We start from the raw sequence: 23200 nt of genomic DNA on the forward strand, positions 1-23200 counted from the left end.
CCTACTCGCCTTTAAAATTGATGGCATGTGTTTACCCCGATGCATGCCGATATAACACAGGTATTATTATGAAGGCTTCAAGACAACGACTCTTTATTCTCACATTGCTGTTTATTGTGACTGCAATTAATTATATGGATCGCGCCAATCTTGCCGTTGCTGGTTCGAATATCCAGAATGATTTCAGTCTGACGCCAACACAACTGGGTTTGCTTTTCTCCATGTTTACCTGGGCCTACGCTGCCAGTCAAATTCCTGTCGGCTATGTTCTTGATCGCATTGGCTCACGTATTCTTTATGGTGGTGCGATTATTCTGTGGAGTATTTTTACCTTTATGATGGGGTTCGCCTCACACCATTTATTCGCGACGGCAACCGCTTCATTTGCAATGCTTCTGGCCTGCCGCGCATTAATTGGTGTTGCCGAAGCGCCATCCTTCCCGTCTAACACAAAAATAATCGCCACCTGGTTCCCGGACCATGAACGTGCCCGTGCGACCGCGATTTATTCCAGTGCACAATATATCGGTCTCGCGCTGCTGACGCCTGCCCTCGCCTTTATTGTGGCTAACTACGGTTGGGAAATGTCGTTTTATCTGTCCGGTGGCGCCGGTATTCTGTTTGGCATCTACTGGCTTATGTATTACCGCGATCCACAGCACAGCACTGCTGTGAACCAGGCCGAACTGGATTATATCAAAGCAGGCGGCGGCTATGGCTCGGAGAACCAATCCTCCGTGAGTGCAAAAATCAGCTGGCAAAATATTAAATTCTTCCTCAGCAAAAAAACGATTTGGGGTTTGTTCATCACCCAGTTTGCCTGCTCGTCTACGCTCTATTTTTTCCTGACCTGGTTTATTGTTTACCTGGAAAAAGGACTGCATCTCTCTATTTCCAAAGCCGGGATAGGCGCCATGCTGCCCTATATTATGGCGATGCTTGGGGTGCTCTGTGGCGGTACGCTAAGCGACATGCTGCTGAAAAAAGGAAAATCCCGAACGCTGGCACGAAAATTACCCGTTATGGCTGGCCTGTGCGTCACCATGATTATTGGCCTGGTCAATTTCTTTGAAAACCAGCCGGTTATTGCGATTGTCATTCTGTCTGTTGCGTTCTTTGCCAACGCCTTTTCAAACCTGGGCTGGGTGGTCTGGAGCGATGTAATTCCCCGTAATTTTCTCGGGACTATGGGTGGCTTTTTAAATATTTGCGGCAACCTTTCGGGGATCGTTAGCCCAATTGTTATTGGGGTTATTCTCCAGCGCACGCAAAACTTCCAGTATGCCATGTGGTATATCGCAGGCGTCGCCGGACTGGGCTTATTAGCCTACATATTCCTGGTGGGCAAAATTGAAGTGATCCTGCCTGAAAAAAAGAATGCCGACACTGTGGATAAGAATGCCATTAACCCGGCAACTGCCAACAAATAATGAGGTCATTATCAAAATGGAAAAAATAACCTGTAACGCTTGTCTGGCCCATGCGGAAAAAGACGTACGCTTTGAATCACGTGAAATCGAGCACAGTGAACATGACGTCGTCGTGAAGGTCGCCTGCGGCGGCATCTGTGGCTCTGATATTCACTACTATCAGCATGGCCGCGCGGGGATGTCTGTCCTCAAGCATCCGATGGTGATTGGCCATGAGTTTGTTGGCGTGATCAGCAAAGTGCCAGCAGGCAGCGACCTGGAAGTGGGCCAGACGGTTGCGGTGAACCCGTCCAGCCCCTGCAATCAGTGCGAGATGTGCCTTTCCGGCCATCAAAATCTGTGCGGCTCCATGCGCTTTATGGGCAGCGCGCAGTTCAATCCGCATGTGAATGGCGGTTTTTCTGAATACGTGGTGGTAAAACCGGAGCAATGCATTCCTTATGACAGGCGCGTGCCCGCAAACGTAATGGCCTTTTCGGAACCGCTAGCGGTCGCCATTCATGCAGTAAAAAAGGCGGGCCAGTTGACCGGCAAACGCGTACTGGTGATTGGAGCAGGCCCCATTGGTTGTCTGATCCTCGCGGCGGCACGCAGTGCCGGAGCATCTGAACTGGTGGCATCCGATCTCAGCCCACGCTGTCTGGAACTGGCACGCCAGATGGGGGCCACAGCGGTGATGGATCCGCGCGATGAAGAACAGGTTGCCCATTATCAGCAGCATAAAGGCTACTTTGATGTCGTGTTTGAGGCCTCCGGCGCGCCGATTGCCGTGGCATCCACCGTCGACTTCACCCGCCCTGCCGGCACTATCGTTCAGGTGGGGATGGGCGCCAGCCCGGTAAGCTGGCCGGTGTCAACGATGCTGGTTAAAGAACTCAACTGGGTCGGCTCATTCCGTTTTATCGGTGAGTTCATCACCGCGGTACGCTGGCTGGAAGATGGGCGTGTCGATCCTCGCCCGCTTATCAGCGCCGAGTTCCCGCCCCAGCAAATTGAAGACGCGCTGATTACCGCCACAGACAAAAATGTCTCTGCTAAGGTACTCATTCGTTTCGATTAACGGTGAAAAGCGCCCGGCCGGGCGCTTTGTTCTTAAAAGAGAATTGTTATATAATAAAGCACTTCAGCGACATCTTAACGGATACCCATCTTGAGCATAAAATCCATTCAAAAACAGAATGTTGTAAATGAAATTTATGATCAGATAAGCAGCAAACTGCTGGACGGCAGTTGGGCGCCGGGTAGCCGTTTGCCCTCAGAAGCGGAACTGACCGCCTCATTTAACGTCAGCCGGGTCAGCGTTCGCAGCGCAGTACAGCGTTTTCGTGACCTGGGGATTGTGGTGACGCGTCAGGGCAGCGGCAGCTACGTGAGCGAAAACTTCACTCCGCAGATGTTGAGTAACGATCCCCGCCCAATCATGCACCTTAGCCGCGAAGAGTTTCACGATATGATGATTTTTCGTCAGACCGTGGAGTTCAAATGCGTGGAGCTCGCCGTCACACACGCCACCGATGATGACATTCGCCAGCTCGAGGAAGCATTGAACAACATGCTGATCCACAAAGGTGATTATAAAAAATACTCGGAAGCGGACTACGAGTTCCATCTGGCGATTGTCAGAGCATCGCACAACAGCGTGTTCTACAACGTGATGAGCTCGATTAAAGACATCTATTACTACTATCTTGAAGAGCTTAACCGTGCGCTGGGTATTACCCTTGAAAGTGTGGAAGCCCATATCAAGGTCTACATGTCGATAAAGAATCGCGATGCCAGCACGGCCGTCGAAGTGCTCAATGAAGCGATGTCAGGCAATATTATTGCGATCGAAAAAATCAAATCTACAGAGACATCAGGGACAAAATAACCGTTGGTTACAAGCTCAAGTAGTAGGACAATTTAACATATCTGAATCCGAAATAGTTGCCATCAACTATTTAGTGACATAGTCCCACTTTAAAATCGTGGCAGTGCGGCCTGAAATCAGCGAAGCTTCAAATAGCCAATCCCCCTTAACATACAATAATTTTCATCATCATTCCCTTTATTGCTCAACCGCCTCTGCCTGGATTTTTATATCGACAACTTTCGTCATCCCCATATCGACCAGATAATCTATCCCCCACTGGGTGCGATCTATTTGCGTGACAAAATCACCACCGCAAACCTGCGCCTTGAATATCGGGCTCATATAACAGCCAAACTTGGTGGTGGTTAAGGTAACGGGCTTAGTTACTCCCTTCATTGTTAGCAAACCGTCAATAGAAACCGGTTTATTATCTTCAAAATGCCATTTTGTTGATTTAAATACCATCTCTGGATATTTTTCCGCATCCAGAATATCGCTACTGCGGATATGGTTATCAAACGCATCCACCCCGGTATTTAAGGCGCTCACGGGAATCGTCACACGCATCTCTGCATCTTGCTTTTCCGGCTGATATTTCAGTTCGCCGCTAATAGCATAAAACCCGCCATGATTGGTTGAGGTCTGGAAATGATCGATATTAAATACCGCATTGGTATGCGTATTATCAAATTTATATACATCTGCATGAGCAGCACTTAATAAACCCAGAGACAGGAGAGCACCAAAAAAACTCTTTTTCATTATATTCACTTTATATCTTAAATAAGGTGAAGCTATCTTAATGTCCCCTGTCCGCAGGATCGAGAGGGATAAACAGGAAGGACTGTTGCAAAAATAGAACGATGAAAAGGCCGTGTTACAAAAACAGCGGCTCACGAATGGGTTTATGCCAGGGCAATTTCCGCAACCTGTACCGCCTTTGTGGCGGTACAGAAGGCAAACTGACTAACGCATGATACGATCGTCAACATAACGGCGCTTATCCGGCGCGGGCGGGAAATACTGATACAGCCAGGTTTCGCTGATAGCCTCCCCCTGGCAGCGCAGGAACATACGCATATCCACCGGTGCCGTAGAATCCGAGGTCGGATACCAGTCAAACTGGATACGATAACCGTCGAAAGGCTCTACGTAGAGGATCTCAATCTGCTTCGCCTCACCGCTGGAGAGCGTAATTACCGGCTCAATGCCTTTTGGCGCGGCCGCTTTCAGATCGCCGCCGACAAAATCAATAGCAAAACGGCGCGCCCATTTATCCGGGTAATGTTCGCCCGGTGCCCAACCTTCGGGAAAGCCGCCCATCCCTGTACGGGTCGCCATGACCCGCGCAAGCGGCGATTGTACCGGCGGCTGCGCGCTCCAGTACAAACGATAATTGAACGCCAGCGTATCCCCGGCTTTGATCGCTTTTTCCGGCTGCCAGAAACAGACCACATTATCCAGAGTTTCACCAGTGGTTGGGATCTCCATCAGGCTAACCGCGCCTTTCCCCCACTTACTGCGCGGCTCCACCCACAGGCTCGGACGTTTGTTGTACCAGCCCATCACATCCTGATAATGCGAGAAATCGCGATCGAGTTGCAGCAGGCCGAACCCTTTCGGGTTATCGTCCATATATGCATTGAACTGCAATTTCTGCGGATTATTCAGCGGGCGGCAAATCCACTCGCCGTTACCCCGCCACATCGCCAGCCGATCGGAATCGTGAATTTGCGGATGAATGGTGTCGCATACCCGGCGTTCATTATTCCCACAGCTAAACATACTGGTCATCGGCGCAATGCCAAGTTGCTTAATATCTTTACGGGCGTAGAGATGGTTTTCTACATCCATGATCACCTGCGATTTTTCGCAATGAATCACAAATTTATACGCGCCCGTCACGCTGGCGCTGTCCAGCAGAGCGTAAACGGTAAACGTAGTATCGCCCGGCTTCGCGGTGTCAAACCAGAATGCGGTGAAGTCAGGGAACTCTTCCTGACCGTCAGTATAGGTATCTATCGCCAGCCCGCGAGCCGACAGGCCATACTGATAAGTATCATCTACCGCCCGGAAATAACTGGCGCCCAGGAAGGAGACGACATCGCGCCGCGCCAGTTCCGGCGCTTTAAAGACACGGAAACCGGCGAAACCGAGATCGCTCTGCCCTTCCAGTTGCGTCGTATCGACGCCGGCATCGTTGTATTTAAACAGTTCCGGGCGAAAATGAATCTCGCGAGCAAGATGCGTCGTCGTATCAACGGAAAACATGCGTACGCGACGACGAAAGCCCATCCCTACGTGGAAAAACTGAATATCGAGCTGCCGGTTGGCAACACCGTTCCAGAGTGAATGCGCCGCGTCATACTGAATGCTGTTATAGGCCTGCGGCGTCAGATTGGCGAGCGTATCCGGCAAGGGTCCCGGCGCGCCGCCCCAGGGCTTTTTCGCTAACGCCTGGGCCATTGATTGCAGACCAGCAAAATCAAAACGGACAATTTTACCATCCGCAATATCGGATTCCGCGGCAAACGCCGCCTGAGAAAAGAGGGAAGCAATACCGCTGGAACCGCACACGGCGGCCATTGCCATTGAACCTTTAATAAATCGTCTACGATTCATACCTGAAAATGAGTCCTTCTGGTCTTGTGAATGGTCCCGCGCTGGTTTTTTCAGCAGCAAGAATGTGCCCGTTTCTGACCGCTCACTCTAGACAAAATTCATTAATAATCCAATTGTTGGTCGCCTGGAAACTGTGCAAAAGCGTAAATATTTTATGTCGATAAGAACCGACCTAATCGGATGTAAACCTCACGCAGCATTCTTCAGGTTATGAAAAGTTTATTCCAGACTAACGTGATGTTTCATGACTCGTTTAAACAGCGCCAGACGCGCACGCATAAAGCGGTTTTCCACTTTAAAACCGGCAAGTTTGTTCAGCCCAATCCGCAACAGACGATCTCGCCCCCGAATGCTGGCGGGCCAGCGAACCGGGCCGTGCAGCACGTCGCGCGTGCGGCTGGCATGACGAGCGAAATTCACCCAGTAATCCGCCACCTGCGAGGCAAAGGCCAGGTCATTCTCATTCACATAATGGCATGTGGGCTCAGCCCGCGTTAACGTATCGAATACATACGGTATTTCATTGCCATGACAGGCACCATTCGCGTAGGTGTTATGCTCCGCTTCGGCGACATAATCAAACCAGTAACGCCAGCACGGTTCGCCGATCCGCTGCTGCGCTTGCATGACGACATAGCCCAACGTGGTAAATACCATATCCCGACAGACCTGCCGCCCTAGCGCTTCGTCGCCTTTCACTCCAGGATAAAGCAGCCGGATTAACCCCAGACCAACACGCCGCTCACGGCGCATTTTTTGAATTTGACCGGCAATATCGACGCCAAAAACTGCCAATACGCTGGCTTCATCGCTATTCGAGCCGATCATCACCGGTATCGGATGCTGTTTCGCCGCAAAGAAGGTTTCCAGCATCGGATGCGGCAGCACGACATCTCCGGAAATCGGCGTCGGCGCAATTTTAAAAGGCGCGTCCAGCGGCCAAAACGTCTCTGCCGGTAAAGCGCGTAGCTGTTCGGCAGTGGCATGGGCTAAACCAAGATGTTCCGCCAGCGCAACGCCTTTTTTTAGCGCCACCTCGCGGGGCGTATCCGGCAGCGTATAACCACTCTGAATAATCGCTTTATGAAAAAGCCCCTTCGCCAACGGCGAAGCCATCAACGACAGCACGCTGCGGGCGCCGGCGGATTCGCCAAATAACGTCACATTCTGCGTATCGCCGCCAAACGCGGCAATATTGTCCTGCACCCAGCGCAGCGCAGCGATTTGATCGAGTAAAGCAAAATTATGAATACACTCCGCCTCTTCGCCTTCCAGCGCCGGATGCGCGAAAAAGCCCAGATGGCCAAGCCGATAATTGACCGTCACCACGATCGCGCCGCGCTTCGCCAGCGCTTGACCGTCATAGGGCGGCAAACTCCCCGCGCCAATGGTGTAACCGCCGCCGTGTAGCCAGACCATGACCGGCAACGGTTCATGACGCACGGCGGGAGCCCAGACGTTCAGATAGAGACAGTCTTCGGAAAAATTTCCCGGATCGCCGCCGCCGAGTTCGCGACACCAGGTAATATCCTGCCAACTGGCGCAGGAGAAACAATCCGCCTGGCGCACATCCTGCCAGGGCGTAACAGGCTGCGGCGCACGCCAGCGTAGCTCCCCTGTTGGCGGCGCGGCATAAGGTATACCGCGCCAGATATGGATTTCTTCCTGTACGACGCCCACGATTTTACCGTGACGCGTCGCCACCAGCGGGATGGAGGGATTCAACATAACGCCTTCCTTTTACAGTATCCTCACAGCCTGTGAAGCTTACCGCTTTTAAAGCAGACCGCAACGGCGTTTACTGCGTTCTTCCGCTTCCTGATATAACGAAAATTCATCCCGTACTGCACATCCCAGCGCCTGTTCAAAGGCGTCGCGGCTGGCATTGCCGTGGCTTCTGGCCAGCGTTTCATTTCCCAAATTCGACTGAAAAATGCCGGCTGCGCTGACCGGAAGAAAATCTTCATAGATAATCGGCTGCGCGATTACCCAACCGCGCTCAATAAGCGGCTGCGGATCGTCGCCAGGATGGATCGCCTGACGATGCGCCTCGCCGGAAGGCGTTAAGCGATAGCGGAACCAGGCAAGCCCCTGCTGGCGAAGCAGAAATTCGCTATCCGGAAAGGCGTTAAAGACCTCCCGCAAATGGAGTTGATGCGTGAAGTTATCCTTACCCGTTCCCGCCTTGTGCAACAGTTCGTCATATAATCGACGACCTTTTGGCGTCAGCGCGACGCCACGTTGCTCAATTTCGCCGAAGCGCGCCGTGTGCGTACCCTGCTTTTCATCAACGAAGAGCACCTGCTCTTCCAGGGCTTTGAAACTGGTTTGCCGCAACAGAATAGGCACTTCGCGGCGAGGCGGACCTTCGATAAGAATTTTAGGCGTAATGCCGCACTCCGGCATCATGGCCTGTACCCGGTCGATATCCAGAGTACGTGGCGTCAGATGGTTAATGTGGCATCCCGGAAAACAGACCACGTCGGCAATTAAACGATGCTCACGATGCAGGCTGCGGTACGTTTCTTCATCAACGGTAGCCTGACGATGCCAGCGAAAAGTCTCCAGCGTTTCACGGACGAACTCTTCGGCCTGAGCAGCACTAAAACCGCCCTGCTCGTCGTACTCATCCAGCAATTGTCGGCAGCGCGATGTAAAAATATCCCGCTGCGATAAGATTTCCGCCGCCCGCTGGCGTAATGCCGCGTTTTCAATGAGCTCCAGGCGTAATAGCGAAGTGAACATGCGAAAGGGATTACGCGAGAGCGAAGCCTCGTCAATGGGACGAAATGCCGTGGAGTGCACAGGCACGCCCGCCTGAGAGAGATCGTAATAACTTACTGGGTACATCCCCATGATGGCGAATATCCGACGCAAGGTAGAAAGTTCTTCTGCGGTGCCAACACGAATGGCGCCATGTCGTTCCACGTTCAATCGCGCCAGTTCATCGGCATTAGCCAACTGCTCATGCAGTTTGGGATTATTTTCCAGCACCGCCAGATTCACGTCAGCCACAAGCTCCAGTAACGTACCGTACTGCGGAACTTCCTGCTGGTACATTGCCGACATTGCCTGCGAAAAGTGTTCCCGAATCTCATCTGCCGTGATGGTGTTCGCCATAATGTCATGCCTCCAGTGAATGTTACCTGGAGTGTAGAAAACCTCATCCATTCCGGGGAGAAGAATTTATAAAGTGTGATCCGACCTGAATTCATTATGCAGAACGGATTGACATGAGCTGGCATATCCCCGACCAGATCGCGGCTTAACACGCTTAACGGCAGTTGAATCATCAGTAAAATAAAACAGTTGTAACTTGAAATGGTAAAATGTTAATAATATTTTGCTATCAGGTTATCAAAAACAAACAACTTTACTTGTCACCCGCACGGCTCTGTTTTTAACATCGCTTATGGAAAAAAATGGTCTGTTTAGTCAGCGCATTCGGTTGCGCCACCTTCATACATTTGTCGCCGTTGCGCAACAGGGAACTCTGGGGCGCGCGGCTGAAACTCTTAACCTGAGCCAGCCAGCGCTTTCTAAAACGCTGAACGAACTGGAACAACTCACCGGAACCCGTCTGTTCGAACGCGGGCGACTGGGCGCGCAATTAACGGTTCCTGGCGAACAATTTTTGACTCATGCGGTAAAAGTATTAGATGCATTGAATACCGCCGGGCAGGCGTTGAATCGCAAAGAGGACGCCAGCGCCGATGTGGTGCGTGTTGGCGCGCTCCCCACCGCTGCGCTGGGTATACTCCCGGCGGCTATTGGGCGGTTCCATCAACAGCAAAAATCGACCTCGTTACAGGTCGCGACCATGAACAATACGATGTTGCTTGCAGGTCTGAAATCAGGCGAGATCGATCTGGGTATTGGCCGCATGTCAGACCCGGAATTAATGGGCGGTTTAAATTACGAACTGCTGTTTTTAGAATCGCTTAAATTAGTGGTACGCCCCGGTCATCCCCTGTTACAGGAGACGATCACGCTCAGTCGGGTTATGGAGTGGCCGGTAGTCGTCTCGCCAAAAGGCACGGTACCGCGCCAGAATGCGGAAGCCCTGTTGCAAAGCCAGGGGTGTAAAATGCCTGCCGGATGTATCGAAACGCTATCCGCATCGTTATCACGACAACTGACCGTAGATTACGATTACGTCTGGTTCGTCCCCTCTGGCGCGGTTAAAGAAGATCTTCGCCAGGCGACGCTGGTCTCATTACCCGTGCCGACCCAGAGCGCAGGCGAACCGATAGGTATTCTTACGCGAGTTGATATCCCGCTCTCAACCGGGGCGCAAATGCTGATTGCGGCGATCCGTAAATCGATGCCGCTGTGATAGCGGCTGTCGGACATTAAACGCGCCCGCGGCTAAAATAGCCCGCTGGCGCGACGCTTATTAAAGGAAGGATGATCGCATCGTCGCGCCAGTATCCTGTAAACGAAACGCATCAACGGCTTGCGTCAAGCGGGCGGCCTGTTCTTCAAGCGAAGCCGCCGCCGCGGACGCCTCTTCGACCAGCGACGCGTTTTGTTGCGTAACCTTGTCCATCTCAGAAATCGCCTGACTGACCTGAACAATACCGCGACTTTGCTCATCAGAGGCTGCCGCGATATCGAGCATAATATCGGTGACGCGTTTGACGGCATCCACAATCTCATTCATGGTGCTCCCCGCAGCGATAACCTCTTCAGATCCTTGTTCAATCAGGCTGACCGATGCGCCGATCAAGCCTTCAATCTCTTTTGCCGCCTGCGCGCTGCGACTGGCGAGGGTACGAACCTCACTGGCGACCACCGCAAAACCGCGTCCTTGTTCCCCGGCGCGTGCCGCCTCGACCGCCGCGTTTAGCGCCAGGATGTTGGTCTGGAAAGCGATACTGTTAATGACGGCGGTAATTTCCGAGATTTTTTTCGAGCTGGTGGAAATATTCCCCATCGTTTGTACGACCCCGGAAACCATCTGGCCTCCGCGGCTGGCTTTACCGGAAGCATCTTCCGCCAGTTTGCTGGCGTGATGCGCATTATCCGCATTCTGCTTAACGGTTGCCGTCAACTGTTCCATACTGGCCGCGGTCTGTTCAATGGCGGCAGCCTGCTGTTCAGTACGAGAAGATAAATCCGTATTACCGGCGGTAATTTCGCTGGTGCCTCGATAAATTTCCTCCGCCCCCTGACGCACCGCCCCTACCGTTTGTTGCAACGCATGCTGCATCTGCTGAAGATGATGACTCAGGCGACCAATTTCACTGCGCCCTGTGGGCTCGTCAGCCATGGTCAGATCGCCCGCCGCAATGCGTTCGATACGTGACGCAGACTGCTGCAAGGGTTGTATCACCGTGCGACGCAGCGCCATGAAGGTCATTAACGTCAATACCAGCGCCAACGTAAATGCGCCAATCATAAACATCATACCGAGCCGGGTACGTTGGTAAGCCTGCTCGCTAAGTAGTCTCGCCCGCTCGGTGCGCAGTTCAATCGCTTTCAACAGGACATGGTTATATGCGGCATCTAGTTGTTTTGCCTGCTCGTTTTCATGATTAATGATCGCTTCGAACATGCCATTTTTGGCAAATTTCAGCATCGGTTGCAGGCCGTTGATATAGGCGGTGTAGCGGGCGTTTAACTCGTTATCCAGCGCGTCATCGGCGGGTGTTTTCACCGCTCTGGACATATAAGCGTTAAAGCCGTCCTGAGACTGCTTGATCCGCGTTTCCGCAGCGGCAATATTGGCTTTCATTTCATCCATTTCGGCAATCCGGCTCGCCGCGCCAGCGTGGATCATATTGATACGTGCGGTACGTAAGTGGTTAGCGCTGTTGGATAATCCCATCCGTACCTGAATCTCGTCCGTGACATCACGCTGATCGCGATCGGCCTGTAACAGAAAATAGCCTGCCAGCCCGGCGCTCAAAGCAAAAAGAAGAAGGATGCCACCGAGAATGGAGGAAAACAGCGGAACCAGCCGAATATGATGCAGGAAGCTCAGTTTATGCGAGGCTTGCATCGAGAATGTGTTGCCCATGACCGTCGACTCTCTTGTAGGTTTTATGCGTAAAACACGCCCGTTAGATAGTCATCGGCACTTCGTGACGTTTGCTTACCGCGAAAAGCATCGCCTTCGTCACATTTTCACAACATTCATTCCAGAAAATTCAGAAAAGCGCCAGCGGAAAATCCGCTGGCGGATGAATCAGTTATCGCTAAAGTGGATAACAGTACGGATGGATTTACCCTGATGCATCAGTTCAAAGGCATCGTTAATCTGCTCCAGCGGCAGGCGGTGAGTAATAAAAGGATCTAAACGGATTTTACCGTTCATCGCATCTTCTACCATCCCTGGCAGCTGCGTGCGCCCTTTCACGCCGCCAAAGGCGGAGCCACGCCAGACGCGACCGGTCACTAGCTGGAAGGGACGGGTTTTGATTTCCTGCCCTGCCCCCGCTACGCCAATAATAATGCTTTCGCCCCAGCCTTTATGACAACATTCCAGCGCCGCTCGCATCACGTTAACGTTGCCGATACATTCAAAACTGAAATCTACGCCGCCATCAGTAAGCTCAACAATAACGTCCTGGATCGGTTTGTCGTAATCATTCGGATTAATAAAGTCCGTGGCCCCCATTTCGCCCGCCAGCGTAAATTTTTCCGGATTCGTGTCGACAGCTAAAATACGCCCGGCTTTAGCCTGAACCGCGCCCTGAATAACCGCCAGCCCAATACCGCCTAAACCAAAAACGGCAACGGTGTCGCCCGCTTTCACTTTAGCGGTGTTATGGACGGCGCCAATACCCGTCGTCACGCCACAGCCCAACAGACACACTTTATCCAGCGGCGCCTGCGGGTTCACTTTCGCCAGAGAAATTTCCGCGCAAACGGTATATTCGCTGAACGTGCTGGTTCCCATATAGTGATAAACGGGTTCGCCGTTATAAGAAAAGCGGGTAGTGCCATCCGGCATCAGCCCTTTTCCCTGAGTGGCGCGTACGGCCTGACAAAGGTTAGTTTTACCGGACTTACAGAACTTACACTCGCCGCATTCCGCCGTATACAGTGGAATAACATGGTCACCGGGTTTCAGGCTGGTTACCCCCTCGCCGACCTCAACTACCACGCCGCCGCCTTCGTGACCCAGGACTGCCGGGAATACGCCTTCCGGATCATCGCCGGAAAGGGTAAAAGCATCGGTATGGCAAACGCCGGTATGAGTGATTTTGACCAGAACTTCGCCTTTTTTCGGCGGCGCAACGTCAATCTCGACAATTTTTAACGGCTGACCGGGACCAAAAGCAACTGCTGCACGTGATTTCATATATCTCTTCCTGTTACGGTGAGGGAAATTGTTATTTTAGATAAGCGCGAAGAAGATGGCCGATTTCCGCCATCCGAACCGCGCGCTGATCTGGCGTAGTTTCCCCGCTGACCAGCTCATCTTTCAGATGGATTTCAACCATTTCACTCATCAGGCCATTAGACGCGCCGCGCACGGCGGCAATCTGTTGCAGAATCGCCAGACAAGGTTCGCCAGACTCAAGCGCCCGCTCCAGCGCTTCGACCTGCCCGCGTATGCGACGAACACGGGTAAGAATACGTTTTTTATCTTCAGGTGAATGCGGCATTCGGCCTCCATATACTATAGGGTAGTATACTATCAGAATTTAATGTTTATGTAATTGTAAAATTACACACAATATAAAAATCAATCGCTTATAACTTACCGGCATAGGTCATCAAGAATCAGTTCACATTCAGCATATTCAGCTCACGGGAACTTTTTCTGGCCACAGACAATAAACGCCAAAGCTTCCTTTCTAAGCTGCAATGTTCTGCCCGACTGGGGCACAGAGGTAATGCCGTGTGAATCCAGTCCCATTACCCAGAAGTAAATATTTGCTCAATAGTTTTTATATAATCATCAGGTGGTAATGAATAAAGGTTATGATATGCAGATGTCAGTCTTGTAAAAACGTAACATCACAACTGCGATACACCGCCGTCGGGTAGCGAAAATATCTCAACCCTGTGTCTTTCCAGGCTTAATCAATGTGGACAAAAAATCAAATGAGCGTTATTTGAAAGTTTTTTAATACCCAAAAGTGTCATCATTATTGTTAATTTGAAATCAATCTCAGGTAATAATCCATGCCTATTTCGATTTGTAAACATGGTGCCCCTTTTGTTGTTCAACATGAAAATCGGTACGGTTCCGGGGCAAGTCAGTCATCATCACTTTTCAAATCAATCCGCCATATTAGCAACTCTCATGAGGCAATAAACTTTATAAGTTGCTATAGTGCAAATGGAAGATGTTTTTCCAATGCACAGATGCTAGCCAATGCCTCAGGGAGCCCTGTTATAGGTTACTATGGGAAGGTAAATAAGTTAACAGCCAGTCTGGCTAATAGCGGTCGTATATTTCGCCCACAGCATAAGCTTGCGGCCAATATTTGTTATGTAGGTAATCGGCTTCTGAGCGCTCCAGTTCAACTTGGGTTTGGCCTGAAACATCTGCTAACCTGTCACTCAAATGGTAATGTCAGATAAAGTGTCATGCCATGCCCTTCCCGGCATTGCTATTCCACAGCCTACAGATATGGGCGCTCAGTTCTTTCTCTAATCTCTGCTATGGGAAGCTCTGGCGTCATTTCACGCTCTTGCCAACCAGTATTTTATTAAAGTCTGACTTTTACCAGGGTAATTTCATAAGAGTGTCCATCTTCTGGTCTAAAAATAATAAATCTATTGTTATTTTTAGTAAAGGATTTCGACAAAATAAAACTATCATGATATCTGGCCAGGACGTAGTACCAGCCTCCATCATACAATATCATTTCGTATTCTTTCTTTAATTGTGGCTTATAGATTCCAACAAAAAAAGAAAATATAAAAAAATATATAATAAAACCAATCATAACTATAGTGAAACAATGTCTTCGCACCCAACTGAGTTGCGTAAAACAAATCACTGGCATCAATTTACTATAAAAACGCATCCCCACCGACAGGCATAAAGCCACCAGTAAAATGATAAAAAAAAGCTCCCACAAAAACGATTCTGTTAAGAGAGAAAACTCGATAACAATTGGAATAAAGAACAAAACCGCTGCCAAAAAAAGGCGTAAGAAGCTAAGGTCGTGGATACGTGCTTTTTGCTTTACTAGAAAAAATAATAGAATACCCACTCCCCATGCTATTATGAATATAGCCATCAGGCTAATCGCATGGAATAGACTTCGGGCAATGTTGTCAGGGCCGACGCCTACATACCACCACGGGAAACCATAGTACGCGGAGACGCCCCAGCCATAAAAATAGGCGCTCCCCCATCCCAGACCACCTAAATAGGCCAAAAGCATTGAAGAGTTTTTAATAATTGAATCATCACTCATTATAGTTAACTCACTTAAGAAATATTTAATATGAAAATAGAAATCAACACATTATATAAAACACCACCCCCTTGGAAATAATAATAGTTGAATGATAAGTTTACCTAATTTTACTGAATATCAAGCCAGCTCATACTCACGCCAGCACACTAAAATCAGGAGTGGCTGCTTTTTAGATCTTTGCCTTAGCCAGGCGCATACTCAATAATGATAGCAGTCAGATAACATGTACCCGGTATTAACTTCACGTTGTTGATGATGTATTTACTTCGCTGAAAAACAATATACACTGCATATATTTTATTGACGGCGACAAACTGTTAAAGAAACGCCATTCTATATACACTATTTACCTGATTACTTTTCTTGCTAATATTTGCTAATTAATGTTTTGCTAAAGCGTGATTAATATAGTAAGGAGGATACTATGCCATTGAGTGTTGGACAGGGTTATTTCACATCATCTATCAGTTCTGAAAGATTTAATGTGATAAAAGAAAGCGCACGCCCTCCGGAATTAAGTTTATGGGAGAAAATCAAAGCATATTTCTTCACCACTTACCATGCAGAGGCGCTCGAATGTATCTTTAAACTTTACCACTATCAGGAACTGAATCTAACACCGGTACAGGTTCGCGGAGCCTACATCAAGCTTCGAGCCTTAGCGTCTCAGGGATGTAAAGAACAGTTTATTATAGAATCACAGGCACACGCCGATAAGTTGATTATTAAAGATGATAATGATGAAAATATTTTATCTATTGAGGTTGAATGTCATCCGGAACCTTTTGGTCTTGCCAAAGAAATCAATAAATTACATCCCAAGCCAAAAAATATTTCTTTAGGTGATATTACCAGACTGGTATTTTTTGGCGACAGTTTATCTGACTCCATGGGGCGTATGTTTGAAAAAACACATCATATCTTACCCTCCTATGGTCAATACTTTGGCGGAAGGTTTACTAATGGATTTACCTGGACTGAGTTTTTATCATCTCCACACTTCTTAGGTAAAGAGATGCTTAATTTTGCTGAAGGGGGAAGTACATCGGCAAGCTATTCCTGCTTTAATTGCCTCGGTGACTTTGTATCAAATACGGACAGACAAGTCGCATCTTACACCCCTTCTCACCAGGACCTGGCGATATTTTTATTGGGGGCTAATGACTATATGACACTACACAAAGATAATGTAATGATGGTCGTTGAGCAACAAATTGATGATATTGAAAAAATAATTTCCGGTGGAGTTAATAATGTTTTAGTCATGGGGATTCCCGATTTGTCTTTAACGCCCTATGGCAAACAATCTGATGAAAAAAGAAAACTTAAGGATGAAAGCATCGCTCACAATGCCCTGTTAAAAGCTAATGTTGAAGAATTAAAAGAAAAATACCCCCAGCACAAAATATGCTATTTCGAGACTGCCGATGTATTTAAGATAATAATGGAGGTGGCCAGTAATATTGGTTATGATACGGAAAACCCTTATACTCACCACGGCTATGTACATGTTCTAGGGGCTAAAGACCCTCAGCTGGATATATGTCCGCAATACGTCTTCAATGACTTTGTCCATCCAACCCAGGAAGTCCATCATTGTTTTGCCACAATGTTAGAAAGTTTTATAGCTCATCATTATTCCACTGAATAATGTTCCATCGGCTGCGGTACGCCTTGAGCAAAACACCGCTCAATATCATAGTGCCGGTGGCATGAAAATATGAGGCTGTCTTTGCTGCCGGTTGGTCAATAAGTGATCCATACTCTATGTTCAGTAGGACAAAAATGGATAGAGTCGATAGATCGCCACCGTAACTACAATACTCACTATCACACTGACGATAAAGTATGTTTTGAATGGCTGCTTTTGCGTTTTATGACGGAAGAGTTGTTGACCAACAATCGCACCAGGCCACCCACCGACAATCCCAAACACCAACAAAGTGGATTCCGGCACTCTGCGCCAGGTTTTACGTGCCGCCGTTTTGTCTATACCGTAGATCGCCAGCGTTAGCACATTGGCGAGCAGGAACCACATCGCGACGGGATGCGATGTAAAAATGCTTCCGACCGCAGCGAAGAGCAGGAGTAAATAACAAAAGCGGTTAAGATACATATCATTATGTCATAGCAATAATTAGGGTCATCGGAGCCCATTATACGCGATACATGCGCCTATGTGATGTAGAATTTTTTTCACTCAGCCAACGAGTCATTAAGGATTGATTTTTAATTACCATGGTAATCATAAGGTAATTAACGTGTTGTGAACACGATTAAAATGGGTAAAGCCACCAAAAATGTTACCACCTTAACCATTGCCAGGATAACTTAATGGAGAACCCTCTTTATTGCTGTTTGTTATCCGGTTGGCAGTCTCAGTTTTGGATTTATTTATCGTATTTATATTTATTACATAAGATGTACGATGTTAATTTGAGAATTTTATCTCGACAACCGCATATATTAAGACATTTCTGAATTAAGATTATTATCGATTAAAACAAGTTAACGTTTTGATAAACATAACAACATCGTCAGAACTCCTGATTTGTTGTCGCTTGTTCTTAGGATAAATAATTTATATGCTTGCAAATATAGATAGCACGCAAATCAACTTAACTCAGAAAATGTATTTGACAAGCAAAGATAAGTCTTTATATTGGCCCTGGATAGAGTGATAAGATGATACTTAGAGACATTAAATACACCGTCACTGAAGCATTTATCTGCTTATCATGTAAATATGTATGCGTAAATGGAGCATAAACTATGTCCAGTATACTAATGTCTATGGTATCTTTACATTTTCACCTTTCATGGGGTCGCTGCACTCATATCCATTTGATATCTCATGGTATATTCAATCCATTCCCTTTGATGATTCCTGTCAAACCTCCTGATTAAATTAGTTAACAGCGATGGAATACATAACGTTAAGTACTTTACGCCTGCAAATGTCAGGTTCACGCCCTAATGCTTAATTTATAATACGCATTACCTTACCACAGGAAATAGATAGCATGTTATCCAAAAAAATTGGCTTATCAATGATAGTGTTGGGAATAATGTCGTCTTCAGCTTTTGCTGATAGCATCGTTGAAGGGAGAACACTCAATGTCGCAGTATCACCGGCCTCTCCCCCTATGTTATTTAAAAGTGCTGATGGCAAATTGCAGGGGATAGATCTGGAGCTTTTTTCGTCTTACTGTCAGTCACGGCATTGTAAGCTAAACATCACCGAATATGCCTGGGATGGAATGCTTGGCGCAGTGGCGAGTGGTCAAGCAGATGTCGCATTTTCGGGAATTTCAATCACAGATAAACGTAAGAAAGTTATTGATTTTTCTGAACCTTATTACATCAACTCTTTTTATCTGGTCAGTATGGCCAATCATAAAATAACGCTCAATAACCTCAATGAATTAAATCAATATTCTATTGGATACCCTCGAGGAATGGCTTACTCCGACCTTATCAAAAACGATCTGGAGCCCAAAGGATACTACTCGTTAAGTAAAGTAAAATTGTATCCAACCTATAATGAGACGATGGCTGATCTAAAAAATGGCAATCTTGATCTGGCTTTTATAGAAGAGCCGGTTTATTTTACCTTCAAAAATAAGAAAAAGATACCGATAGAAAGTCGTTATGTTTTCAAGAATGTTGATCAGCTTGGCATTGCCTTTAAGAAAGGCTCTTCCGTGCGCGATGATTTTAACTTATGGCTTAAAGAGCAAGGGCCACAAAAAATATCTGGCATCGTCGATAACTGGATGAAATAGTAAGCTATGTCATCAGGTAATATGCTGGCTATCTTTTATTTCCTATTGGAAGGGATTGGTAATACGCTGCTTGTAACATTTACCTGTTTTCTCTCAGCGTTTTTGTTCGGGCTTACAGTCGCCGTATTACGGCGACTATCCCCCCTTCCACTACAGAAGATACTCGACGTACTGGTCTTTATTCTTCGGGGAATTCCAATACTTATTGCTGTTTTTCTTGTTTATTTTGGATTGCCATCGATTGGCATATATGTTTCACCTCTGGTGGCCATGAACCTCAGCGTCGGCTTAATCAGCGGGAGTTATCTTGCCGAGGTGTTCAGAGGGGCGCTTAAATTAGTTGAGCCATACGAAATTACGGTAGCGAAAGTAGCAGGAATGCGTCAATTACAGGTTATAATAAATATTGAACTGCCACAGATGTTGCGATTTTCTGTGCCCGGTATTATCAATGAGTTTTCTTCTGTATTAAAAGCGACGCCCTTTGCTTATACTGTAGGTATCGCTGAAATAACGAAGCAGGCAATGTCACTGACAGCCATCACGCTGAACGGGTTACAGATCTATACTCTTGCCGGGGTATTATATTTCATTATTTATAAAGTTTTTACTCTTCTGGCCGGAGTGTTTGAGAAAAAATATCGCATCAGTTGAAGCATAAAAATAGAGGTGATACTCATGGCTTTACTGGAATTAAAAGAGATAAGTAAGGAATATTCAGGAAAAAAGGTTCTTGATACGGTTAGTCTGAAAATTCAATCGGGAGACATGAAAGTAGTCATGGGGCCATCGGGTTGTGGAAAAACGACGCTTTTACGCTGTCTGCTTCGATTAGAAGAGCCTGATTATGGTGATATTTATTTTCACGGGAGAAATATTTATGACAAGGAATTTACTATTCTTGAGTTCAGAAAAAAAGTCGGTTGTGTCTTCCAGAATTACGCTTTGTATCGCCATCTTAACGTCATGGATAACATTACCCTTGCCCTATGTAAAGTGTTTGGCATGCCGGGACAACTAGCTCGGGAGAAAGCCTTACATGAGCTACAAAAACTTGATATGGTCTCGCATAGCGCGAAATACCCTTCGCAATTATCGGGCGGCCAGCAACAGCGCGTCGCCCTGGCCCGTACAATGGTCACCGACCCAGAACTCATTATTTTTGATGAGCCGACGTCTGCGCTTGATCCGCTCATGACTCGTGAAGTCGGAATGTTGATCAAGCAACTTCACGACAATGGCGTCACTATATTATGCGTCACTCATGATATTCGCCTCGCCAGATTACTAAGCGATAACGTAACGTTTCTTAATCATGGCAAGATTCGTGCAGAAGGCGCTTTTACCGATCTTGCCTTACGAGAAACGGATCCAGATATCCACTGTTTTTTTAGCGAGGCACAACGATGATCGCTGGCTGGTCTCTCTTCTTTAATGACCTGACTGAACAACTGCCACTTGTTGTGGACGGTATTAAAGAAACCTGTAAACTTGCGCTGATTGTTTCCATCACCGGTTTTTTGTGGGGAATTATTATTTTCTTTCTGAGCCTGAGCCATCGCCCCGTGGTAAAAGCCATAACTCGGCTGTACATGGATTTTTTTATCGGTACGCCACTCATTCTTATTCTGTTTGTTATCTATTATGGTTTACCTCAATCTGGCATTCACCTGTCCTCTTTTACCGTGGCGGTTACAGGTTTTACCTTGAATGTCGGCGCATATAATGCCGCGTACATGACAACGGCCTATAACGCATTGAATAAGTATGAAACGGAGGCAGCAGTCGTTCAGGGGTTGAACAAACGGCAAGTCTTTTTGTGGATTATACTGCCTCAGGTATTGCTGTCTTCCATTCCAGCCTTAACGAATCAGGTGATTAATAACCTTAAAGACAGCACCATCGTTTTTCTTATCCAATATACTGAGTTTTTCGCGCGAATTCAGGAGGTTGCTGCAACCAGCTTTAAATTCTTCCATGCTTACCTTTTTGCCGCCATAGTGTACCTTATTGGCGTTACCTTTATTGTCGGTTTGACCCGGTTTTTAGAGCATAGACTGCTTCGCCATTACGGTCAGGATTACTGAGTTGTACTGCACTATTCTGATTAATTCACCGCTGACATTATCAAAGTTATTTTTATTTAGTGTTGGTTAAGATTTTAACCTTCATTATTGCGTTAGGTGTCCATTCTGGTCTAAGTCTTACTCCATTGAGGATATTATGGCGCTACCACAACTATCAATATGGCAGCCCGGCGATGGGTTAAGGAAAATAAAGTATAAATATCATGTTTGTCTCATTGTCATATTCTCCGTCCTTATACGGTTGCTGTTTTTAACTGACCGCTACCTTTGGTGTGACGAAGCGTCCAGCGTGCTGATTAGTCGACATAGCGTAGATAATCTGCTATTCCATGCCGCTTTTGACGTGCATCCCCCGCTTTATTATCTGTTACTGCATGACTGGATCATATTATGGGGTGATAGCATTGCAGCGGTACGCTCTCTCAGTCTACTCTTTGGGATCCTGACAGTTGTGCTGGTTATCGCGCTTACGCGATGGCTGGCAAATGAACGTACAGCCTTATTGGCGGGATGGTTCGCCGCCCTGATGCCGATGGCAGTTCATTACAGTCAAGAAACGCGCATGTACGCGTTAATGGGAATGCTAACGCTCGCTGCCGCGTTAGCATTGATGATGTGGATAAAAACACCCACCCATAATCGCTATCTTGTCGCGTATGCTTTACTTATGACGTTCAGCTTTTACACCCATTATTTCACCCTATTTACACTTATTGCCCACTGGATCGCAGTAACAATATTATCCTGCCAAAGCCATAAAACGGCCTGCTACCTTAAACTTCCCGGCTGGTGGTTTGCTAACCTGGCGATTGCTGTCGCTTATCTCCCCTGGTTGCCCGTATTGTTTAATTTACTGACTCATCTGGCGCAGTTGAGAGCCGGTAATGATATCGGTTGGATTCCCCCCGTAACATGGCGTGACCTGCCTGCGATGTATTGGCATTTTTTTACCGGAAACAACGGACAGGGTTTTCCGTCGTTCATTCTGTGGCTGGCTGTGGGAGGTTTTATCGGTACTGTGGGGCGAATATCTTTATGCAACGGAGAATATGAAAGATATCAGCTGATATTATTTTGTAATCTGGTCATCCCTGTAATGCTGGTCTTCATCATTTCCTGGTGGATGCCGTTATTTATCGATCGTTATTTCTTCTTCTCATCGCTGAGCATTCCTCCCCTGCTCGCGGTATTACTTACCCGCGCAAAAAAAGCGGTTTGTGGCTTCTGGTTTATCTTATTCATCTTATTATTCGGCTATGGTTCATATCATAATAACCCTGAGCACATAGACGAGTTTAAACCACTGGTAAACTATATTAATACCCGTCACCAGCCTAATGATGCCGTGGTAGTCAGTAAAATGTTCGATTATTTAAGTTATGTGTATTATAATAAGCGAGATTATCGTACGTTTCTTTATACACCGCCTAACGCACACGGAACATCAGGCAGACCGAATGCCTATGGCTTTGGTTCACTGTTTTATGCGCAAGCCGATCAGACATATATTGATACTCTGACAACGCTTTCAAAAAGTTACCATCGTGTCTGGTTGGTAAGCGGCGGTAACTTTAGTCAGGATTACCCCTTGCCGTCAGAATGGCAAAATATCGCAAAATTCAGAAGTGGTAGATTTCAGGTACAATTATTTGTAATACCAACTCAACAGGCGCGTCAAATGCAATGATTACCGTTTTCTATCCAGTGCAGTGATAAACAGTACTGCCACTGCCAGACCGCCTAAAAGTAAGGTCCAGCCAAACGCTTCAAAAACCTCAATCATATCGCCTCCAGGTAGGTGATATTAAATAAAGATGGCTATCTCAGCGTAACATTTAAAATATCAATTAATGTGCAATAATCGCTTTATGTGTATGAATAAATATTGTTTCTCATGCTTTTAATTGCATTGCTATTATCATAAGGCTTAATATATTTATATTAACGATTATTAATTATCAGCTTATAATAATATGACTGATCAATTCATTTATCAGCTATTATTATCCTCTATATTCTTTAAGATAGCCGCTTA

Annotated in this window: 20 protein-coding genes; 11 read left to right on the top strand and 9 right to left on the bottom strand. The window is 47.2% G+C overall.

Going from position 1 to position 23200, the window contains the following annotated elements; all coding sequences use genetic code 11:
* Nucleotides 1-68: 68 nt before the first annotated feature.
* From ACLJQJ_RS06795 to ACLJQJ_RS06805, 3 genes are all read left to right on the top strand, one after another.
* A complete protein-coding gene (locus ACLJQJ_RS06795; protein WP_000648129.1) occupies nucleotides 69-1430 on the top strand; it encodes an MFS transporter in 1362 nt (453 codons plus the stop codon).
* A complete protein-coding gene (idnD, locus tag ACLJQJ_RS06800) occupies nucleotides 1399-2490 on the top strand; it encodes an L-idonate 5-dehydrogenase (protein WP_063809259.1) in 1092 nt (363 codons plus the stop codon). The genes ACLJQJ_RS06795 and idnD overlap by 32 nt, the downstream gene beginning before the upstream one ends.
* Before the next feature lie 90 nt (nucleotides 2491-2580).
* Nucleotides 2581-3300 (top strand): FadR/GntR family transcriptional regulator, encoded by a 720-nt coding sequence (locus tag ACLJQJ_RS06805; RefSeq protein ID WP_000023779.1) that lies wholly within the window; start codon nucleotides 2581-2583, stop codon nucleotides 3298-3300.
* A gap of 177 nt (nucleotides 3301-3477) precedes the next feature.
* Here ACLJQJ_RS06805 and ACLJQJ_RS06810 read toward each other — a convergent pair whose 3' ends face one another.
* The 4 genes from ACLJQJ_RS06810 to ACLJQJ_RS06825 all read right to left on the bottom strand — a co-directional run bounded on the left by ACLJQJ_RS06810 (nucleotide 3478) and on the right by ACLJQJ_RS06825 (nucleotide 9024).
* Nucleotides 3478-4053 (bottom strand): YceI family protein, encoded by a 576-nt coding sequence (locus tag ACLJQJ_RS06810; protein WP_074182151.1) that lies wholly within the window; start codon nucleotides 4051-4053, stop codon nucleotides 3478-3480.
* A gap of 195 nt (nucleotides 4054-4248) precedes the next feature.
* Nucleotides 4249-5904, bottom strand: coding sequence for a glucan biosynthesis protein D (locus tag ACLJQJ_RS06815; RefSeq protein WP_001081947.1), 1656 nt, complete (start codon nucleotides 5902-5904; stop codon nucleotides 4249-4251).
* Between the two features lie 219 nt (nucleotides 5905-6123).
* Complete coding sequence (locus tag ACLJQJ_RS06820; RefSeq protein WP_000933978.1) at nucleotides 6124-7632, bottom strand: carboxylesterase/lipase family protein; 1509 nt, start codon at nucleotides 7630-7632, stop codon at nucleotides 6124-6126.
* A 48-nt stretch (nucleotides 7633-7680) separates the two neighbouring features.
* Nucleotides 7681-9024 (bottom strand): VOC family protein, encoded by a 1344-nt coding sequence (locus ACLJQJ_RS06825; RefSeq protein ID WP_063809261.1) that lies wholly within the window; start codon nucleotides 9022-9024, stop codon nucleotides 7681-7683.
* 292 nt (nucleotides 9025-9316) lie between these two features.
* Here ACLJQJ_RS06825 and ACLJQJ_RS06830 point away from each other — a divergent pair, with 292 nt between their 5' ends.
* Entirely contained in the window at nucleotides 9317-10240 is a 924-nt protein-coding gene (locus ACLJQJ_RS06830) for a LysR substrate-binding domain-containing protein (protein WP_000414259.1), read from the top strand.
* Between the two features lie 60 nt (nucleotides 10241-10300).
* On the opposite strand, the gene ACLJQJ_RS06835 is transcribed toward ACLJQJ_RS06830, so the two are convergent.
* The 3 genes from ACLJQJ_RS06835 to ACLJQJ_RS06845 all read right to left on the bottom strand — a co-directional run bounded on the left by ACLJQJ_RS06835 (nucleotide 10301) and on the right by ACLJQJ_RS06845 (nucleotide 13520).
* Nucleotides 10301-11926, bottom strand: a complete 1626-nt coding sequence (locus tag ACLJQJ_RS06835; protein ID WP_063809262.1) for a methyl-accepting chemotaxis protein — start codon at nucleotides 11924-11926, stop codon at nucleotides 10301-10303.
* Between the two features lie 168 nt (nucleotides 11927-12094).
* On the bottom strand, nucleotides 12095-13213 hold the full coding sequence (locus ACLJQJ_RS06840; RefSeq protein WP_000842142.1) for an S-(hydroxymethyl)glutathione dehydrogenase/class III alcohol dehydrogenase: 1119 nt from the start codon (nucleotides 13211-13213) through the stop codon (nucleotides 12095-12097).
* Nucleotides 13214-13244: 31 nt separating this feature from the next.
* Entirely contained in the window at nucleotides 13245-13520 is a 276-nt protein-coding gene (locus ACLJQJ_RS06845) for a metal/formaldehyde-sensitive transcriptional repressor (RefSeq protein WP_001120770.1), read from the bottom strand.
* Between the two features lie 523 nt (nucleotides 13521-14043).
* On the opposite strand from ACLJQJ_RS06845, the gene steB reads away from it, so the two are divergent.
* Nucleotides 14044-14445: a type III secretion system effector SteB gene (gene steB / locus ACLJQJ_RS06850; RefSeq protein WP_077950944.1), complete on the top strand. Its 402-nt coding sequence runs from the start codon at nucleotides 14044-14046 to the stop codon at nucleotides 14443-14445.
* 128 nt (nucleotides 14446-14573) lie between these two features.
* On the opposite strand, the gene ACLJQJ_RS06855 is transcribed toward steB, so the two are convergent.
* Complete coding sequence (locus tag ACLJQJ_RS06855) at nucleotides 14574-15290, bottom strand: hypothetical protein (RefSeq protein WP_001527697.1); 717 nt, start codon at nucleotides 15288-15290, stop codon at nucleotides 14574-14576.
* A 427-nt stretch (nucleotides 15291-15717) separates the two neighbouring features.
* Between ACLJQJ_RS06855 and sseJ the strand changes: the two genes are divergently transcribed.
* Nucleotides 15718-16944 carry an SPI-2 type III secretion system effector SseJ gene (gene sseJ, locus ACLJQJ_RS06860; RefSeq protein WP_031605304.1) on the top strand — a complete coding sequence of 409 codons (1227 nt, stop codon included), beginning with the start codon at nucleotides 15718-15720 and terminating at the stop codon, nucleotides 16942-16944.
* Nucleotides 16945-17064: 120 nt separating this feature from the next.
* Here sseJ and ACLJQJ_RS06865 read toward each other — a convergent pair whose 3' ends face one another.
* Nucleotides 17065-17409, bottom strand: coding sequence for a DUF1294 domain-containing protein (locus tag ACLJQJ_RS06865; protein ID WP_063809263.1), 345 nt, complete (start codon nucleotides 17407-17409; stop codon nucleotides 17065-17067).
* 907 nt (nucleotides 17410-18316) lie between these two features.
* Here ACLJQJ_RS06865 and ACLJQJ_RS06870 point away from each other — a divergent pair.
* From ACLJQJ_RS06870 to ACLJQJ_RS06890, 5 genes are all read left to right on the top strand, one after another.
* Complete coding sequence (locus tag ACLJQJ_RS06870; protein ID WP_063809264.1) at nucleotides 18317-19078, top strand: transporter substrate-binding domain-containing protein; 762 nt, start codon at nucleotides 18317-18319, stop codon at nucleotides 19076-19078.
* A gap of 6 nt (nucleotides 19079-19084) precedes the next feature.
* Complete coding sequence (locus ACLJQJ_RS06875) at nucleotides 19085-19732, top strand: amino acid ABC transporter permease (protein WP_000094446.1); 648 nt, start codon at nucleotides 19085-19087, stop codon at nucleotides 19730-19732.
* Between the two features lie 24 nt (nucleotides 19733-19756).
* Nucleotides 19757-20488: an amino acid ABC transporter ATP-binding protein gene (locus ACLJQJ_RS06880; RefSeq protein WP_001185903.1), complete on the top strand. Its 732-nt coding sequence runs from the start codon at nucleotides 19757-19759 to the stop codon at nucleotides 20486-20488.
* Nucleotides 20485-21165, top strand: a complete 681-nt coding sequence (locus ACLJQJ_RS06885; protein WP_000560165.1) for an amino acid ABC transporter permease — start codon at nucleotides 20485-20487, stop codon at nucleotides 21163-21165. Before ACLJQJ_RS06880 ends, ACLJQJ_RS06885 begins: the two co-directional genes overlap by 4 nt.
* 136 nt (nucleotides 21166-21301) lie before the next feature.
* Complete coding sequence (locus tag ACLJQJ_RS06890) at nucleotides 21302-22852, top strand: glycosyltransferase family 39 protein (RefSeq protein ID WP_063809265.1); 1551 nt, start codon at nucleotides 21302-21304, stop codon at nucleotides 22850-22852.
* Nucleotides 22853-23200: the final 348 nt, after the last annotated feature.

The sequence above is a fragment of the Salmonella sp. SAL04202 genome, from assembly GCF_046550775.1.
Taxonomy (GTDB): domain Bacteria; phylum Pseudomonadota; class Gammaproteobacteria; order Enterobacterales; family Enterobacteriaceae; genus Salmonella; species Salmonella enterica.

Bases quoted from the DNA above. Each gene is read 5' to 3' on its own strand.
- ACLJQJ_RS06880 (WP_001185903.1), top strand. From the start codon at position 19,757: ATGGCTTTACTGGAATTAAAAGAGATAAGTAAGGAATATTCAGGAAAA.
- sseJ (WP_031605304.1), top strand. From the start codon at position 15,718: ATGCCATTGAGTGTTGGACAGGGTTATTTCACATCATCTATCAGTTCT.
- ACLJQJ_RS06855 (WP_001527697.1), bottom strand. From the start codon at position 15,290: ATGAGTGATGATTCAATTATTAAAAACTCTTCAATGCTTTTGGCCTAT.
- ACLJQJ_RS06890 (WP_063809265.1), top strand. From the start codon at position 21,302: ATGGCGCTACCACAACTATCAATATGGCAGCCCGGCGATGGGTTAAGG.
- ACLJQJ_RS06840 (WP_000842142.1), bottom strand. From the start codon at position 13,213: ATGAAATCACGTGCAGCAGTTGCTTTTGGTCCCGGTCAGCCGTTAAAA.
- ACLJQJ_RS06875 (WP_000094446.1), top strand. From the start codon at position 19,085: ATGTCATCAGGTAATATGCTGGCTATCTTTTATTTCCTATTGGAAGGG.
- ACLJQJ_RS06870 (WP_063809264.1), top strand. From the start codon at position 18,317: ATGTTATCCAAAAAAATTGGCTTATCAATGATAGTGTTGGGAATAATG.
- ACLJQJ_RS06835 (WP_063809262.1), bottom strand. From the start codon at position 11,926: ATGGGCAACACATTCTCGATGCAAGCCTCGCATAAACTGAGCTTCCTG.
- ACLJQJ_RS06845 (WP_001120770.1), bottom strand. From the start codon at position 13,520: ATGCCGCATTCACCTGAAGATAAAAAACGTATTCTTACCCGTGTTCGT.
- idnD (WP_063809259.1), top strand. From the start codon at position 1,399: ATGCCATTAACCCGGCAACTGCCAACAAATAATGAGGTCATTATCAAA.
- ACLJQJ_RS06820 (WP_000933978.1), bottom strand. From the start codon at position 7,632: ATGTTGAATCCCTCCATCCCGCTGGTGGCGACGCGTCACGGTAAAATC.
- ACLJQJ_RS06825 (WP_063809261.1), bottom strand. From the start codon at position 9,024: ATGGCGAACACCATCACGGCAGATGAGATTCGGGAACACTTTTCGCAG.
- steB (WP_077950944.1), top strand. From the start codon at position 14,044: ATGCCTATTTCGATTTGTAAACATGGTGCCCCTTTTGTTGTTCAACAT.
- ACLJQJ_RS06885 (WP_000560165.1), top strand. From the start codon at position 20,485: ATGATCGCTGGCTGGTCTCTCTTCTTTAATGACCTGACTGAACAACTG.
- ACLJQJ_RS06865 (WP_063809263.1), bottom strand. From the start codon at position 17,409: ATGTATCTTAACCGCTTTTGTTATTTACTCCTGCTCTTCGCTGCGGTC.
- ACLJQJ_RS06815 (WP_001081947.1), bottom strand. From the start codon at position 5,904: ATGAATCGTAGACGATTTATTAAAGGTTCAATGGCAATGGCCGCCGTG.
- ACLJQJ_RS06795 (WP_000648129.1), top strand. From the start codon at position 69: ATGAAGGCTTCAAGACAACGACTCTTTATTCTCACATTGCTGTTTATT.
- ACLJQJ_RS06830 (WP_000414259.1), top strand. From the start codon at position 9,317: ATGGAAAAAAATGGTCTGTTTAGTCAGCGCATTCGGTTGCGCCACCTT.